We start from the raw sequence: 15,543 nt of genomic DNA, 5'->3' as shown, positions 1-15,543 counted from the left end.
AGGCGGCCCGAATGGTAATGTTGATACTATTAAAACTAACGTTTTAAAGGCGTTCGTTAAATCCATATCGCAATATGTGCGATGTCATCCTCAATGATCTTCATGGCGTTTTCACGTGGCAAAAAGACAGACAAAAGACAATCCATCTTCAAAAAGTAAAGCATCAAGCAATGGCAAAGGCTCGGCCAAGCGCTCGTGGTTTTTCAAACTGTTTTGGCGAGTCACTCTTATTGGTTTGGTTGTGCTTGGGGCGTATGCCTTCTACCTTGACGCCCAAATTAAGCATGCGTTCTCTGGAAATAAATGGGAAGTTCCTGCGCAGATCTTCGCCCGTCCGTTGGAAATCAGCAAAGGTGAAGAGATTACGCCCCAAGAAGTCATTGATGAGCTCAATTTGCTGGGCTACCGCAAGGTAACCTTTGCCGACAGTAGCGGTGAATATAGCTATCAAAATAAGGTGCTGACTGTGCAGCGCCGTGCGTTTCAGTTTCCAGAAGGCGCAGAGCCTCTGCGTCATTTAGTGATAACGTGGGAAGGTGCACGTATTGGGGAAATTTATGACAAGTCGCAAGGCCGCCCGTATGGTTCTGCAAAGCTAGAACCCTGGTTAGTAACGCGCATGACAAGCGGGTCTCAAGAAGACCGTATGCTGGTAACGTTAGACACCATTCCTGACATGTTGCCAAAAGCGCTAACCCTGGTGGAAGACCGCAATTTTTATAATCACCATGGCGTTGCGCCGCTTTCAATATTGCGGGCTCTAATGGCAAACATTGCAGCCGGACGAACGGTTCAAGGCGGCAGTACGCTAACGCAGCAGCTGGTTAAAAACATGTTTTTAACCCGTGAGCGCTCTATTGTACGAAAGGCAAAAGAAGCCATTATGGCGGTGATCATTGATGCCCGTTACAGTAAATCAGAAATTATTGAAGCGTACTTAAACGAAGTGTTCTTAGGGCAAAATGGCGACATGGCCGTACATGGCTTTGGACTTGCCAGCTATTTCTATTTTGACCGACCAGCTAACGAGTTAAGTACACCAGAGATAGCCACACTGGTTGCCATAATCAAGGGCCCTTCTTATTACAACCCACGCAAATATGCTGAGCGCACAAAAGAGCGTCGTGACTTAGTGCTGCGCATGTTGTTTGATGAAAATGAAATTGGCCGCCAAGACTACGAACGCTTTGTGAATATGCCGTTAGGGCTTGCCAGTGGTGCAAGCTTAGCAAGCGGTAAACACCCGGCTTTCATGGAGCAAGTACGTCGAGAGCTTAATGAAATTTTAGCAGAGCCAAGTTTAAGAGACTCGGGCGTAAAAGTGTTCACAACACTTGATATCGTGGCCCAGCGCCGCGCTGAAAGTGCATTGTCAGGCACCTTAAATGGCCTGCAAAAAGATAGAAGCGTTCCACTGCAAGGTGCCATGGTAGTCACCGACAGCGCAAGTGGTGAAGTACGCGCGATTGTGGGCGGTAAAGACTTTGCGTTTAAAGGTTTCAATCGAGCATTAGACGCTAGGCGGCCGATAGGTTCTCTGATTAAGCCCGCTGTGTACTTAACTGCATTAGAAGACCCTACACAGTTTAACTTAGCAACACCTCTTGAAGATGAACCGATAACGCTTGAGAGTCGAAACGGCACCGAGTGGTCGCCGCAAAACTACGACAAAGAATTCAGAGGGCAGGTACCTTTACTTCAAGGACTTGTCGAGTCTTTAAATATACCAACCGTTAATTTAGGCATGCAGATAGGCCTAGATGCGTTGGCCGATACCATTGAGCGCTTAGGGATTACTACGCCAGTAGATAAAGTACCGTCGTTAACCCTAGGCGCCTTCGAACTTACACCGTTTAGCACTAATCAAATGTATCAAACCCTATCTAACGATGGTCGCTACATACCCCTCCATACAGTGACATCTGTAGTGACAGCGGATAACGCTTTGCTTTGGAAAAAAGCGGAGTTCTTTAGCCAGCGAACTGATGAGGCTGCCACCTATCTGCTTAATTACGCGTTGTATAAGGTAACCACAGAGGGCACTGCGAAGCGCATCGGTTGGAATTTTGGCAATGTGAATATGGCTGGCAAAACGGGCACCACAGACGACTACCGCGATAGTTGGTTTAGCGGCTTCGATAGAAATAATGTGGTCACGGTTTGGGTAGGTAACGATGATAATAAACCCGTTAACTTAACCGGAGCGGGTGGTGCGCTACCCGTGTTCATTAACTACATGAAGTCTCAGTCGCCCAAGTCCTTATCAAGGCGTTTTCCCAAAGGTTTAGGTATCGCACACTTTGACGCCAAGACAGGTGCGGTTGTGGTCGCAGGGTGTGCAGGCAGTTTAAGCGTACCGGCTATTTTGGATGTGCTTCCTCCACCCCAGCAAGACTGCTCAGGCCGTCCTGTAGATCAAGATAGCGATAAAGACGAAAAAAGCTGGTGGGAACGGATATTCGGATAAAAAAACTCCAGTAAGAAGATAGAAAACACAATCACTTGGCTTTGAAAACGCATAGCTAGCGTATAGTCCGTGCTTTCTATCTCCCTCTGGAGTAAAAGGCCCAGGGAAGGCAAAAAAAGTTGTGGTAGTCGGTTCGGCACCTACTAGTTTTTATTGCGTTTTCAATGTCCTTTCTGAAGAAATAGGCGCGCTGTAGAAAACACCAGCGCACTGACTACAAACGCAATAACCGGCCCGAGTACTACCATAAATAGGGTTGCGGCGGTTAACATGTGCACTCTCCTTATGCGTCGTTATCGTTTGAGCTAATAGGCTCAATTGGGGTAACGGTAATCTCTGCAACCAATGAATGTGCTTCTTCTACTTCTGGTTCAAATGTGTGACTGGCAGTTAACACGTCATAGGTCACATCCAGCGCTAAATTCTGCTTTACGTCATTCATGGCGCTTTCAACGATAAAATCTGTATGTGAAACAATGTTACTCTGAGGTTCATCAGCGAATGCTGCTGCGCTCAATACGCTAGTTGCTAAAGTTAATGCAGTGAAAGTTTTGCGACCGATAAACATAGTAATCTCCTAAAAAAGTAAGTTAGACACTGCACTTGAACATACTGCGTGGCAGCTATCATGTTGCTAAAGGTTTCGATAATAAGTCGTTATCAATTAACAATTAGTTTATAGCGAGGGATGTGCCAACTCGTAAAAATTAACTATGTGCATGAAATTATTGATTTTTATTTTTCATTAGGAAATACGTGAAAAATTTCGATATCAAAAATGTACTAAAATTTGGGTTTTTTCATATGGAGGTGGTCAAATTGACCAACTCAATTTTTTGTTAGTTTGTAAAGGCACTGATTGCCAGAAGAAGAGCTAAAAAGAGGGGGCGTCGGTGCTAAAAGCAGCGACGCTCTCGTTTAAAAGAAAGTGTGAGAAAGGTTAAGCAAAAGGAACGAAACCTAAAGCTTGTCGAGCTTTGTTGTACATCACTGAAACATGAGCCTTAAGGTGTTTTGCTCTTAAATTTCGCGGTCATTGTAACCACTAGCGCAATAATTACTCCTGCAGCAATACCTACTACGCCATCCGCAAGTATCGACATGATCAGTGAAGCGCTGGGGATAAGTGCAGTAAACCAGTCGGTAACGACGTGTAGAAAGCCTATGCTGTGAGTAAGGATTCCGCCGCCTACTAAGAACATAGCCACCGTGCCCACTACCGCCAGCGTTTTCATTAACGCTGGCGCGGCAACTAATAGTGCTCTTCCAATAAATCTTTGAATGGTGTTCATTGAGCCCGTTAGTGACTTGCGAAGCATGTAAAGGCCCACATCGTCCATTTTAACCAAGCCCGCGACTAGTCCATATACGCCAAGTGTAATGGCTAAGCTTAGTGCCACTAACACACCAATTTGCGTTGTAAGCGTTGCATCTGTCACGGTACCTAACGCAATAACAATGATTTCAGCAGATAATATGAAGTCGGTTCGTATAGCGCCTTTAATTTTATCTTGTTCAAAAGCCACCATATCTACATCGTTTTTAGAGAGCGCTTCAATTCGAGCTTCTCGTATTTCTTCCTCACCTTCATGAGGAAGAAATTTATGCAGCAGTTTTTCTGCACCTTCAAAACATAAATATAATCCACCCAGCACTAATAACACGGTAATGAGGAAGGGAACAAAGGCACTTATGGCTAATGCAGCGGGAACCAAAATGGCCTTATTGATAAGCGAGCCTTTTGCGACAGCCCATACAACAGGCAATTCCCTATCTGCTTTAACCCCTTGGACCTGATCAGCATTTACCGCTAAATCGTCACCCAAAACGCCCGCAGTTTTTTGCGCTGCGACTTTCGACATGGTTGCGATGTCATCCATTAACGTTGCAATATCATCAAGTAAGGCAAGTAAGTTAGCTGCTGCCACAGTGATTTTCCTTGTATTAGTTGTTATTAAATGTGCCTTTTTTATGTTTCACTAACATAGCAAATCGGCAAGCGATAAGTAGTTGCGGCTTACAAAGGATACGCGCAGCCTCTTGCCTTTGGCAACTTATGAATCTTGTGACATCAGAGAAAAAGGTTGGAATCAATGTGAGTAACGACAGAGAAATAGTTGAAGCTACAGAATTACCCTCGCTGTCAGTTCGTTCTTATGCCAGAAAAGCACGTAGTCACGCTCACCCTTTTTATCAGTTAGTATTGCCTGTAAATGGGCATATAGAAATAGCGCAAGACTATTTTACTGGCAGCGTAGGTGTAGGTGAGGGAGTGTGTATAGCGCCGCTCGAAGTACACAATTTTAGTGCGAACGAAAACGCAAGGTTTGTGGTTGCTGACTTACTTTCAGTACCTGAGCAGTTAAAAGACAAACGAAGCCCTATCTTTCAGGTTAATACCGCCCTTCAAGCTTTCTTAAGTTTTATCGAAGTGCAATTAACGAATTACGCGGTTGACGGACAGGATGAAATGACCGCCTTATTTCAGGTGCTTCTGGCTAAAAGTGAAGTGGGTGCGGGAACAGATAAGCGGATCACTCGAGTAATAAGCCACATACACGGTGATTTAGGGGCATCACATTCGTTGCAGTTGCTTTCAGAGATGGCGTGTATGGGAACTACGCAGTTTAAAAATAGGTTTAAACAAGCCACTGGTCTTAGCTTACGTGATTACCTAGTGAAGATAAGAATGGAGAAAGCCAAAGCATTGCTTAGGAATACCGATACACCAATGTCTAGCATAGCTCAGATAACGGGATATGAAGATGTTGCAGCATTTAGCAGGCGATTCAAAGCGTATTTTGGGCAACCACCTAAGTTCTTTAAAAGGAAGTAACCGAGCTAGTTTCCGCCTTCGTTTTTGGAAGTTTTATTAACTCTGGCATCAATAAAACGGTCGTGATCGCCCATTTTGGTGCATTCTAAGGTACCGCCGGCAATACCGCTTAAAAAAGCGAGTGTTTTATTAGCAGTCCCGCTGCAATTAACGCGTTTAGATGGGCGTTTATTTTCAACGGCCTGCATTTGCCCTGTACTTGGGCCTTCTAGTCTAGGGCTATTTTTACGCTCTTGAAATTCTCTTGATGCTTGTTCAGCTTCTTCAGCTACTTTGTTGTTGTTATAGTTTTCAAAATAACGTGCAGCTCCGTCTTTGACCGATAAGTTTAACGTGCCTGCACGTCGATTTGCATCGTTCGAAATAGTAGGTGACGGTGGCGTATCGTTCGGCTTAGTTTTTATCGGTTCTCGCTGTGTTTCAGGTTCTGCGTTTACCTTTTGTAGGATTTCATCTTTTTCTAGTGATTTAGCTTTACTATCAGTAGTTTGCATGCTTTGAGATACGTCTGGTTTAAGCGCGGTGTTCAGTGTCTCATTCAGGCGTTCAATCTGCTTAATTTCTGTAGCTTGAGGTTGGGGCATTGGAGGATAATACAGGCGGGCTTTTATCTCTGAACTTCGCTCTAAAACGTTTATACGCTCTTTTTGGTTATCAATACTTAACTGAGAAAGTATGACAACTAAAATCACTCCAAATATATGTACACAGCCTGAAATTAGTAGCGATCGCAACCCCGTTTTTTTAGCAACGGAATGGTGTTTAATATTGCGCTCAGGCGCAAAGAAAGATGGGGTGATAGTCGTCATAGTAAACAACAGACCATGGTCTCTATCGAATAGTTCCATCCTAATTTCATCGCACTTTTTAGTCTTCTCACCTTACCTCAACCTCATACCGCTTCAAAATTGGGCAAATTTTTAACTGTGCACCATTAGTGTGCATTATTTGTGTGCGTTAATGAAGCGTTTGCTTGTATGTGTTTGATTTTTATGGTTAATAATTTGTGGCATGGCTCTTGGTTTACCTTTCCGTAGTTGGAAACACGACCATAAATCACAGAATAACCACAATAAACTGGGAGCAACTCATGAAACTAGTTACAGCGATCATCAAGCCGTTCAAGCTAGATGACGTTCGTGAAGCCATTTCAGAAATCGGTATTGACGGATTGACCGTTACCGAAGTGAAAGGTTTTGGACGTCAAAAAGGACACACTGAACTTTACCGCGGAGCGGAATATCAGGTGGATTTTCTACCTAAAGTCAAACTGGAAATTGCTGTTCAGGATGATCAAGTAGAGCGCCTGGTAGAAGCCATCGTTGGCGCTGCCAAAACAGGCAAGATTGGAGACGGCAAGGTGTTTGTTTATGACCTTGAGCACGCCGTTCGTATTCGAACTGGTGAGTCGGATAGCGACGCGCTGTAAGCCACAACGACATATTTGCGGAGAAAACAATAATGGAAATCACTTTTGAACTTGGGTATGCGCTAGATACCTTTTATTTTCTAATCTGCGGTGCACTGGTTATGTGGATGGCTGCAGGCTTTGCGATGCTCGAAGCTGGTCTAGTTCGAGCGAAAAACACCACAGAAATTCTAACTAAAAACGTGGCACTATTTGCAATTGCTTGCACCATGTACATGATTTGTGGCTACGGTATTATGTATGGCGGTGGCGACTGGGGTCCATTCCTAAGCGGTATCATGGGTGACGGCGCAACAGGTGTAGCTGAAGATCCAGCAACATACGCACCTTCTGCTGACTTCTTCTTCCAAGTAGTTTTTGTTGCTACAGCAATGTCTATCGTATCTGGTGCGGTTGCTGAGCGTATGAAGCTTTGGGCATTCCTAGCATTCGCAGTTGTTATGACGGGTTTCATCTATCCAATGGAAGGTGCTTGGACATGGGGCGGCGAAGCGGTGTTCGGTATGTATACCCTTGGCGACCTAGGTTTCTCTGACTTTGCTGGTTCTGGTATTGTTCACATGGCTGGTGCAGCTGCTGCCCTTGCTGGTGTGCTTGTACTTGGTGCCCGTAAAGGTAAATACACTGCAGACGGCAAAGTAAATGCTATCCCTGGTGCTAACCTGCCGCTTGCGACTCTAGGTACATTTATCCTTTGGATGGGGTGGTTCGGTTTTAACGGTGGTTCAGTACTGGCTACTGCAACTGTTGAAAGCGCAAACGCCGTTGCTATCGTATTTATGAACACAAATGCTGCAGCTGCCGGTGGTGCTATTGCTGCACTTATCGTAGCACGCATTCTATTCGGTAAAGCTGACCTAACTATGGTGCTTAACGGTGCGCTAGCTGGTCTTGTTGCTATCACGGCAGAGCCATCTACACCAACGCCTCTTCAGGCAACTCTATTTGGTGGTCTAGGCGGTATCCTAGTAGTGCTTAGCATTGTTGCCCTAGATAAACTTAAGATTGACGATCCAGTGGGCGCTATCTCAGTTCACGGTGTTGTTGGTCTACTAGGTCTAATCCTTGTACCTTTCACAAATGATGGTTCAAGCATCTCTGGTCAGCTAATCGGCGCCGCGACTATCTTTGTATGGGTATTCGTACTAAGCCTAGTGGTATGGCTAGTGATTAAAGCGGTAATGGGTGTACGTGTGAGCGAAGAAGAAGAGTTCGACGGCGTAGACATGAGCGAGTGTGGTCTGGAAGCATACCCAGACTTTACAAACGGCCGCTCGTAAGAGAGTCTCGATTAGGCAAATGAAATAACAATAATAATGCCTTATTACTTCGTTTAAGCCCCGCAGTTGCGGGGCTTTTTTCGTTTAAAGTCATGTACTTTTCAGTTTCTATAAGACTGAAGAAAAGGCCCTAGGCGTAATGTGACAATAAGGCTACACTATGTTTTAAACGGCTTAGGCTAGATTTATCAACGGCAACATTTTTGTAAAAGGATAGTTATGACTGTAAGTGTGCGACTCCTATCTTTGATATTGGCTTTTTTCAGTATTAATTGTTTTGGATATGACAGAATAACGGGGCAACCCTTTGCAAGTCGCTCAGAAGTTATCGCAAAAAACGGCATGGCGGCCACTAGCCAACCATTAGCTACGCAAGTTGCTCTGGATATTTTAAAACAAGGTGGCAGCGCGGTTGATGCAGCCATTGCGGCCAACGCCATGTTGGGGTTGGTTGAGCCTACAGGTAGCGGTATTGGTGGCGACCTATTTGCCATTGTATGGGACGCAAAAAATGAAAAGTTGGTGGGTTTAAACGCTTCTGGCCGGTCACCTAGACAGCTAACAAAAAAAGTCTTTGCCGAACGTGGTCTTCATCAAATACCCAAATTTGGACCTCTGCCCGTATCTGTCCCTGGTGCTGTAGATGGTTGGTTTGCTCTGCACGAAAAATTTGGCAAACTGCCCATGTCAGCGCTGCTCACGCCATCAATTAAATATGCCCGTGAGGGTTTTCCGGTCTCAGAAGTCATCGCTTACTACTGGAAAATGAATCAAGAACGGATTGGCCATTACGACGGGTTTGCTGAAACCTTCCTGATCGACGGTAAGGTGCCGCAAAAAGGTGATATTTTTAAAAACCCCGGGTTAGCCGTGACCTATGAAAAGATAGCGACCGGCGGACGTGATGCTTTTTATAAAGGTGATATAGCTCGTACCATCGATGCTTATATGAAGTCCCAAGGGGGCTTTTTGTCATATCAAGATTTATCATCGCATACCTCTGAGTGGGTAGAGCCCGTTTCCGCTAACTATCGCGGCTACGATGTCTGGGAAGCTTCCGCCTAACGGACAAGGTATAGCGGCACTACAGATTCTTAACGTGCTAGAACGCTACGATATCGAAGGAATGGGGTTTAATTCAGCTAACTACATACACACTTTCGTTGAAGCCAAAAAGCTTGCCTTTGAAGATCGCGCTAAGTTCTATGCTGATCCAGATTTTAATGAGATTCCCGTCGATTGGCTGATTTCGAAAGAATATGCCGCTGAGCGCCAAAAGCTGATTGACAATGAACGCGCTGCAAATCGCGTTGATGCAGGCATTTACGAAGGAGACACCATTTACCTTACTGTTGCTGATAAAGAGGGCAACATGGTGTCTTTAATTCAAAGCAACTACCGCGGCATGGGGTCAGGAATGACGCCACCTGGACTTGGTTTTATTCTTCAAAATAGAGGCGAGATGTTTACACTTGAAGAAGGGCATTTTAACGAATATCGCCCGGGCAAGCGTCCGTTTCACACTATTATCCCGGCTTTTGTAACCAGAAACGGTAAGCCAGTGATGAGCTTTGGGGTGATGGGCGGTGGAACTCAGCCACAAATGCACGCGCAAATAATTGTGAATATTCTCGATTTCGGTATGAACTTGCAAGAAGCCGGAGATGCTCCCCGCATACTGCACAGTGGTTCAAGTAGCCCAACTGGGGCGCTTATGACCGATGGCGGCTATGTGAGCTTAGAATCTGGCTTTAGTGAAACCGTTCAACGAGAACTCATGGAGCGGGGGCATAAGCTTCAGCGCGTTGTAGGTGCATTTGGTGGTTACCAAGCCATTGCTTGGGATGAGCAAAAAGGGGTTTATTTTGGTGCCTCAGAAACGCGAAAAGATGGACAAGCTGCGGGCTATTAAGCACACTAGGGTAAATATTGAGCGATAGAGGGTCTGCTCAATAAAGCTCGTCTTCACTTGAAAAGATTTTAAGTTTGAGGCAGTTGCTACAATTAAAAAAGTTCGCAATACAAAGGGTGGCGAATATTCGTCAGCAGTGAAACGTCAGAACAAGGCGTGAATAACAAAAAGAGCGGCAATGACACAACCACAAAAAGGCCTCTGCGCTGAGCCTAATTTACATGCACAGTATTTATTACTGAACGTAATCGACGATGATAGCCAAGCCGTGCGAGCAAAATTATCTCGTGTTTTGGACATTTTTGAGCACTTCGAGAATGAGCACTATGAGGCTATGGTTACGGGTGTGGTGGCCATAGGTACTGGTTATTGGGCAGAAGTCTATCCGGGTTTGATACCCGTTGAACTTGCTCCTTTTCCTGATATGCAGTGTGAAGACAGAAGCGCGCCCACCATGCCCTGTGACCTTTTTATTCAAATTCGCGCTGATAGGTTGGATATCTGCCACGCCGTTGGCATTGAAGTGATGGACTTGCTGCGCATTCACGTAGAGCTTGTCGAACAGATAAGAGGCTTCAGGTATTTAGACGGCCGGGATCTCAATGGGTATCTGTATGGAGCAGATAACCCTCGTGGAATGAAGCGCAGAAAAGTGGGTATTATAGGGGAGGATGACCCAGATTTTAGCGGTGGCAGCTATGTTCATGTTCAGCGCTACCGCCACGATTTAAGACGTTGGAATAGCCTTTCTAGCCGTCAACAAGAGCAGATAATGGGCACAACGCAAGAGCATAACTTAGTTAGTAGTGAGCAGTCAGAGTCGTCACATAATGTGAGAGCAAGTACGGTCGCCCCAGATGGCGATGAACCTAGGCTGATAAAGCAGGGTATGCCCTACGGGGATATAGCTTCTCAAGGCCTATTTTTTGTGAGTTGTAGCGCGAGTGCGCGGCCTTTTAAACAAATGCTGCATAGTCAGATTTATGGCAACGGTGAAGGCGACTACGACCGCTGGCTAGACTTTACCAGTGCTGAGACTGGCGCTGCGTTCTTTGCACCCTCGGTGACCTTCATTCGTCAGCAGGCGAAGCTGTCGGAAAACTGAGAGCGTTAAACCAATCTCGACTTTTATTTGGTAAATGGATTTGTATCAACAAGTAAAAACCGTTTCAAAATGTCAGGTAGTTAAATACTAAAGAACCAAAGCGCCGTCCCAGTCAGGGGCTAGATCAAGGCTTCGGTAAATACGACACACGTCGAGGTGGTGATGTACGAGTGAGTCATTGGGGCTTATTGCTAGGGCCGTTTCAAAATATGCAATAGACTCATCCCACTGCTGATTAATTCTACATGCCAAACCTGCTGCTATTTTCGTTTGCACCGCAAGCTTCTTCTCTTGTTCTTTTTCTGGTAGGTGACTGAGAATTTCGTATATCTCAATAGGCGCTTTTCGCCCTTTTACTCTAACCCAGTCAAGTAAACGAGTTCTGAGGGAATCGTTAGGGCCTATAATTTGTAGCACCTGAGCACTTACAATGATGTCAGCTTGGTATTTAGGCGTCAGAGCTTCCAGTCGAGAGGCTATATTTACACTGTCGCCTATAACCGTGGTATCCATTCTATCTTCCGAGCCCACGGTTCCCATAATCACTTGTCCAAAGTGAATGCCTATCCCCATATTAATCGCTTCGTAGTCGCAGTTTTTCCGATGACCGTTATAAATAGTTAATGCTTTACGTAAATCTAATGCCGCCTGTACCGCATCTAAAGCTTTTTCTTTGGGCGTGCCTCCTTGATGATCGAATAGCGCCATGATGCCGTCGCCCATAAACTTATCGATAAAGCCTCGGTTTTGGTGAATAGGGTCATTCATTCGCGTGAAATAAGAATTTAAAAAATTCATCAATTCTTGTGGGGTAATACGTTCTGAAAAACCTGCAAAACCACGAATATCACAAAACATGATGGCAACATCGTTTTCAGCAGCATAGCCAACCTCCAATGAATCTACATCAGTGGTAGCCATATGCTCTACGAACTGGCGGGGTACAAATTTCTGGAAAGTTTGGGTAAGTTTTAAAGCTTCATCAGCAGCGGCCTGAAATCGTGCTTCGTCTGCAGCCTGTAGTGTCGCCTCAAGTTTACTTGAGTTGCGGGATAAGGCTTTTCTGAGTCGATATTTGAAGCGCCTGCTGCGCCTAACATAAAGAACGCTTATAACAGTGCTGTAAAGAGTAAGTGCAAAGAGCGCGCTTATTTGCCAATCCATTGTTAATCAAACCTTTAAATTTCCTATAGAAAAGCAGCAACATAGCGGTCGATAATTGTGCTGCCGAGAAAGTATAAAGGATAGTTCGGCGTTAACACATTACATTTAATTACATTTACAAAAAGTGTTAGCGCCGAGCTTTAATTAACGGTAAGGGGCAATAAACTTATAGGGTTGAGAAAACTTTATCCGCTGCAGCCAATGTTTTTTCGATTACTTCAGTATTGTGTGCTTTCGAGACAAACCCTGCTTCGTAGGACGCGGGAGCCAAATAAACACCTTGTTCTAACATGCCGTGGTAAAACTTATTGAATTGCTCGGTATTACAGTTAATTGCCTGCTTATAGTTAGTAACTTTCTCTACGTCTGTAAAGAATATCCCAAACATACTGCCAGCAATATTAGTAGTTAGGCTAATATTGTGTTTGTCTGCTAGTGCTTGAAATCCATCAACCAGCTTTTGTGTATTCTCAAAGATAGAATCGTAAAGTCCTGGCTGTTTAATTTGGGTTAACGCAGCAAGTCCGGCTGCCATAGCAACAGGGTTACCCGAAAGTGTACCGGCTTGGTAGATAGGACCAGTTGGCGCGATATGAGTAATGATGTCGCGGCGTCCACCGAAACAGCCCACAGGCATACCACCACCGATAACTTTACCCAAGCAAGTTAGGTCTGGTTTAACCTTGTAGCGCTCTTGAGCGCCCCCACGAGATACACGGAACCCTGTCATCACTTCATCAAAGATAAGTACGCTGCCGTACTCATCGCAGATTGTGCGAAGCCCTTCAAGGAAACCTTCCACCGGCGGGATGCAGTTCATGTTGCCAGCGACTGGCTCAACAATAATACATGCTATATCATCGCCGTGAGCTTCAAAAACCTCTTTAACGCTATCTAGATTATTGTATTCAACCGTTAGCGTATGTTCGGCTACGTTGGCAGGTACACCCGGAGAGCTAGGTACGCCTAGGGTTAATGCGCCAGAGCCTGCTTTAACTAAAAGTGAGTCCGCATGACCGTGATAGCAGCCTTCAAACTTAACGATTTTGTTTCGGCTGGTATAGCCGCGAGCCAGTCGAATGGCTGACATGGTGGCCTCTGTGCCAGAGTTAACCATGCGTACCATCTCCATAGATGGCACCAACTCGCTAACAAGTTCAGCCATGATCACTTCTGCTTCGGTTGGCGCACCGAATGAAAGGCCGCTGTATGATGCTTCAATCACTGCTTCACGGATTTTTGCATTGTTATGACCCAGTACCATCGGCCCCCAAGACTGGATGTAGTCAATGTATTGCTTACCATCCGCATCCCACATGTAAGCACCGTCAGCTTTGGTAATGAAGCGGGGTGTACCGCCTACCGCTTTAAATGCGCGAACAGGTGAGTTTACGCCACCGGGAATGGTCTTTTGGGCGCGGGAAAATAGGGCTTCAGATTTTTGCATGTAATTACTTACTCTTATTGCTGTACCAAACAACGTCACGCTCATACTTAGTGAGAAGATGTTCTACACCAAGTGTTAGCGCAAATAAGGCCATTCTTACAAGCACACCGTTGTCGGTTTGCCTGAAGATAGCGAGGTTTGGGTTAAGGTTTAGATCGTTATCTAATTCGTTGGCTTCCATACGTGAGTCACGAGGAAGTGGATGCATAATAACGGTCTTCGACTGAAAGTGTTTCGTATAAATCGACTGATTTAGACGGAACTTACCTCGGTATTTGTTTGCCTCTTCTTGCGAAGGAAAGCGCTCTTCTTGAATGCGAGTCTGATAGCATATGTCCGCATCCATATTTCCTTCGAGCGTTTCTGTAATAGTAAGCTGGTGTCCAGCGTTCTCAATTGCATCAATAACTGGCTGAGGCATAGCCAGCTCTTTTGGCGATATCAGCGTGAAGCGAATATTCTTAAACAAGCATAATAAGCGTGATAAAGAGTGTACAGTTCGACCGTATCGAAGATCACCAATCATTGCGATATGTAAGCCGTCAATACCGTGCCCGTTGTATTCAAGCTCGCGCTTAATCGTGAATAGATCTAATAGTGCTTGAGTGGGGTGCTCGTTTGCGCCATCTCCCCCGTTAATGACAGGCACTCGACTACCTTCTGCAAACTCAGCAACGGAGCCAGCCGCAGGGTGGCGCATGGCGATAATATCAGAGTAGCCGCTTAGTACGCGGGCGGTGTCATAAAGCGATTCGCCTTTAGCAAGGGCGGAGCTAGACATGCCGGTAGTTTCTCTTACTTCGCCGCCTAATAGATTAAAAGCAGTACCAAAGCTCACCCGAGTACGCGTACTTGGCTCAAAGAAAAGGTTCCCGAGAATAGCGCCGTCTAGCACGGTCGTGCGTTTTTGTCGCTTGGCGTAAGGCTTCATGGAATTGGCGACTGAGAAGACTTTCTCAATGGCCTCGCGATCGAATTGATTAACGGAAAGAATGTGGTTACCGGTAAAGTCAGACATGCGCTTCTCAATCATCAACGAAAACGCCGCTAGTTTATAATACCGCTGGTATTAAGTCATTAGCGCAAGGTTAATCTTGTTTTACGTTTTTTCTTAGCCTGGTAGCTTATAAAACCTTTATTTAAGCTAATTGAGAAGGTTCATATTATTTTAGATGTTTGCCACTTTGCTTTGTGTAATGAGTAAAGAGCAGCAGGATTTTTTCTGCTGCGCTGTCAACGTGCGCCGTGATTTCGTCGTCTGTCAGCGGAGACTTTATGCCACATAACATCATGGTGTGGTACTCGCCCTTAAGTAGCGCGCAATAATCCACGGCTAGCTGCTGCGCAATATCAGCGCTTAAGCTACCTTGCCCAAATTTCTCTATCATTGTGCTAAGTGTGGCGAGGGATGCTTCAGGACCTGCTTGATAAAACAATGTGGCAACGTGTGGGCTATTTACTGCTTCGGCAATAATTACGCGGAATATAGCGATAGCTTCAGGGTCTTGTAATAGACGAACAAACTGACACCCCACTTTTTGTAAGCATTCAAACAATGAGAGCGAGCCTAGTGATGCGTCGATAAGCTGTTGAGTGTCGAGTTGATACGAGTGACATTTTGAAGAGATGGCGGCTTTAAACAGAGCATCTTTGCTCTCGAAATGAGAGTAAACCGTTTGTTTTGATACTCCAGAAGCTTTAGCCACGGTGTCCATTGACGTATTAGCAAACCCTTCTTTTAAAAACAGGCAAGACGCGGCATGTAAGATAAGGTGGTATTTCTCTTCACTTTTGGGACGGCCTTGCTTTTTTATGGTAGCCACGTACGTTCTCGCTTTATTGCAGAATATTTAAATATCAAACTGGACGGTCTAGTATTTATATACTAGCATAGCACAATAAG

Annotated in this window: 12 protein-coding genes and 1 pseudogene; 6 read left to right on the top strand and 7 right to left on the bottom strand. The window is 45.2% G+C overall.

Translation table 11 applies throughout. From position 1 onward, the window contains the following. The first annotated feature begins 115 nt into the window (after window positions 1-115). Entirely contained in the window at window positions 116-2,467 is a 2,352-nt protein-coding gene (gene mrcB, locus ACYX4M_RS05320) for a penicillin-binding protein 1B (protein ID WP_476082180.1), read from the top strand. A gap of 283 nt (window positions 2,468-2,750) precedes the next feature. Here mrcB and ACYX4M_RS05315 read toward each other — a convergent pair whose 3' ends face one another. Both ACYX4M_RS05315 and ACYX4M_RS05310 read right to left on the bottom strand, forming a co-directional pair. Then, complete coding sequence (locus tag ACYX4M_RS05315) at window positions 2,751-3,035, bottom strand: hypothetical protein (RefSeq protein ID WP_476082179.1); 285 nt, start codon at window positions 3,033-3,035, stop codon at window positions 2,751-2,753. A gap of 436 nt (window positions 3,036-3,471) precedes the next feature. Further along, complete coding sequence (locus ACYX4M_RS05310; RefSeq protein WP_476082178.1) at window positions 3,472-4,395, bottom strand: DUF808 domain-containing protein; 924 nt, start codon at window positions 4,393-4,395, stop codon at window positions 3,472-3,474. A gap of 167 nt (window positions 4,396-4,562) precedes the next feature. On the opposite strand from ACYX4M_RS05310, the gene ACYX4M_RS05305 reads away from it, so the two are divergent. Beyond that, the gene (locus tag ACYX4M_RS05305; protein WP_476082177.1) at window positions 4,563-5,303 is read left to right on the top strand and encodes a helix-turn-helix domain-containing protein; all 741 of its coding nucleotides are present in this window, start codon (window positions 4,563-4,565) and stop codon (window positions 5,301-5,303) included. Window positions 5,304-5,308: 5 nt separating this feature from the next. Here ACYX4M_RS05305 and ACYX4M_RS05300 read toward each other — a convergent pair whose 3' ends face one another. Next, on the bottom strand, window positions 5,309-6,151 hold the full coding sequence (locus ACYX4M_RS05300) for a hypothetical protein (protein ID WP_476082176.1): 843 nt from the start codon (window positions 6,149-6,151) through the stop codon (window positions 5,309-5,311). Window positions 6,152-6,393: 242 nt separating this feature from the next. Here ACYX4M_RS05300 and glnK point away from each other — a divergent pair, with 242 nt between their 5' ends. From glnK to ACYX4M_RS05280, 4 genes and pseudogenes are all read left to right on the top strand, one after another. After that, entirely contained in the window at window positions 6,394-6,732 is a 339-nt protein-coding gene (glnK, locus tag ACYX4M_RS05295) for a P-II family nitrogen regulator (RefSeq protein ID WP_012516988.1), read from the top strand. Window positions 6,733-6,764: 32 nt separating this feature from the next. Next, the gene (locus ACYX4M_RS05290) at window positions 6,765-8,012 is read left to right on the top strand and encodes an ammonium transporter (RefSeq protein WP_476082175.1); all 1,248 of its coding nucleotides are present in this window, start codon (window positions 6,765-6,767) and stop codon (window positions 8,010-8,012) included. A 219-nt stretch (window positions 8,013-8,231) separates the two neighbouring features. Continuing rightward, window positions 8,232-9,924, top strand: a pseudogene (gene ggt, locus ACYX4M_RS05285) (gamma-glutamyltransferase). 178 nt (window positions 9,925-10,102) lie between these two features. Then, entirely contained in the window at window positions 10,103-11,029 is a 927-nt protein-coding gene (locus ACYX4M_RS05280) for a Dyp-type peroxidase (RefSeq protein ID WP_476082174.1), read from the top strand. An 87-nt stretch (window positions 11,030-11,116) separates the two neighbouring features. On the opposite strand, the gene ACYX4M_RS05275 is transcribed toward ACYX4M_RS05280, so the two are convergent. The 4 genes from ACYX4M_RS05275 to ACYX4M_RS05260 all read right to left on the bottom strand — a co-directional run bounded on the left by ACYX4M_RS05275 (window position 11,117) and on the right by ACYX4M_RS05260 (window position 15,463). Continuing rightward, the gene (locus ACYX4M_RS05275) at window positions 11,117-12,193 is read right to left on the bottom strand and encodes an adenylate/guanylate cyclase domain-containing protein (RefSeq protein ID WP_476082173.1); all 1,077 of its coding nucleotides are present in this window, start codon (window positions 12,191-12,193) and stop codon (window positions 11,117-11,119) included. Window positions 12,194-12,359: 166 nt separating this feature from the next. After that, window positions 12,360-13,640 (bottom strand): glutamate-1-semialdehyde 2,1-aminomutase, encoded by a 1,281-nt coding sequence (gene hemL / locus ACYX4M_RS05270; protein ID WP_476082172.1) that lies wholly within the window; start codon window positions 13,638-13,640, stop codon window positions 12,360-12,362. A 4-nt stretch (window positions 13,641-13,644) separates the two neighbouring features. Next, window positions 13,645-14,658 carry an aspartate carbamoyltransferase gene (locus ACYX4M_RS05265; RefSeq protein WP_334060205.1) on the bottom strand — a complete coding sequence of 338 codons (1,014 nt, stop codon included), beginning with the start codon at window positions 14,656-14,658 and terminating at the stop codon, window positions 13,645-13,647. 145 nt (window positions 14,659-14,803) lie between these two features. Further along, window positions 14,804-15,463 (bottom strand): TetR/AcrR family transcriptional regulator, encoded by a 660-nt coding sequence (locus ACYX4M_RS05260; protein WP_476082171.1) that lies wholly within the window; start codon window positions 15,461-15,463, stop codon window positions 14,804-14,806. Between the last annotated feature and the right edge of the window lie 80 nt (window positions 15,464-15,543).

It is taken from the genome of Alteromonas sp. ABV4_150 (assembly GCF_056311745.1).
The sequence above is the reverse complement of the archived record's forward strand: the minus strand, read 5'-3'. Positions and strand labels throughout refer to the sequence as shown.

Excerpts from the sequence above, each read along its gene's own strand:
- ACYX4M_RS05300 (WP_476082176.1), bottom strand. The coding sequence starts at position 6,151 with ATGGAACTATTCGATAGAGACCATGGTCTGTTGTTTACTATGACGACT.
- ACYX4M_RS05280 (WP_476082174.1), top strand. The coding sequence starts at position 10,103 with ATGACACAACCACAAAAAGGCCTCTGCGCTGAGCCTAATTTACATGCA.
- hemL (WP_476082172.1), bottom strand. The coding sequence starts at position 13,640 with ATGCAAAAATCTGAAGCCCTATTTTCCCGCGCCCAAAAGACCATTCCC.
- ACYX4M_RS05265 (WP_334060205.1), bottom strand. The coding sequence starts at position 14,658 with ATGTCTGACTTTACCGGTAACCACATTCTTTCCGTTAATCAATTCGAT.
- ACYX4M_RS05290 (WP_476082175.1), top strand. The coding sequence starts at position 6,765 with ATGGAAATCACTTTTGAACTTGGGTATGCGCTAGATACCTTTTATTTT.
- glnK (WP_012516988.1), top strand. The coding sequence starts at position 6,394 with ATGAAACTAGTTACAGCGATCATCAAGCCGTTCAAGCTAGATGACGTT.
- ACYX4M_RS05275 (WP_476082173.1), bottom strand. The coding sequence starts at position 12,193 with ATGGATTGGCAAATAAGCGCGCTCTTTGCACTTACTCTTTACAGCACT.
- ACYX4M_RS05315 (WP_476082179.1), bottom strand. The coding sequence starts at position 3,035 with ATGTTTATCGGTCGCAAAACTTTCACTGCATTAACTTTAGCAACTAGC.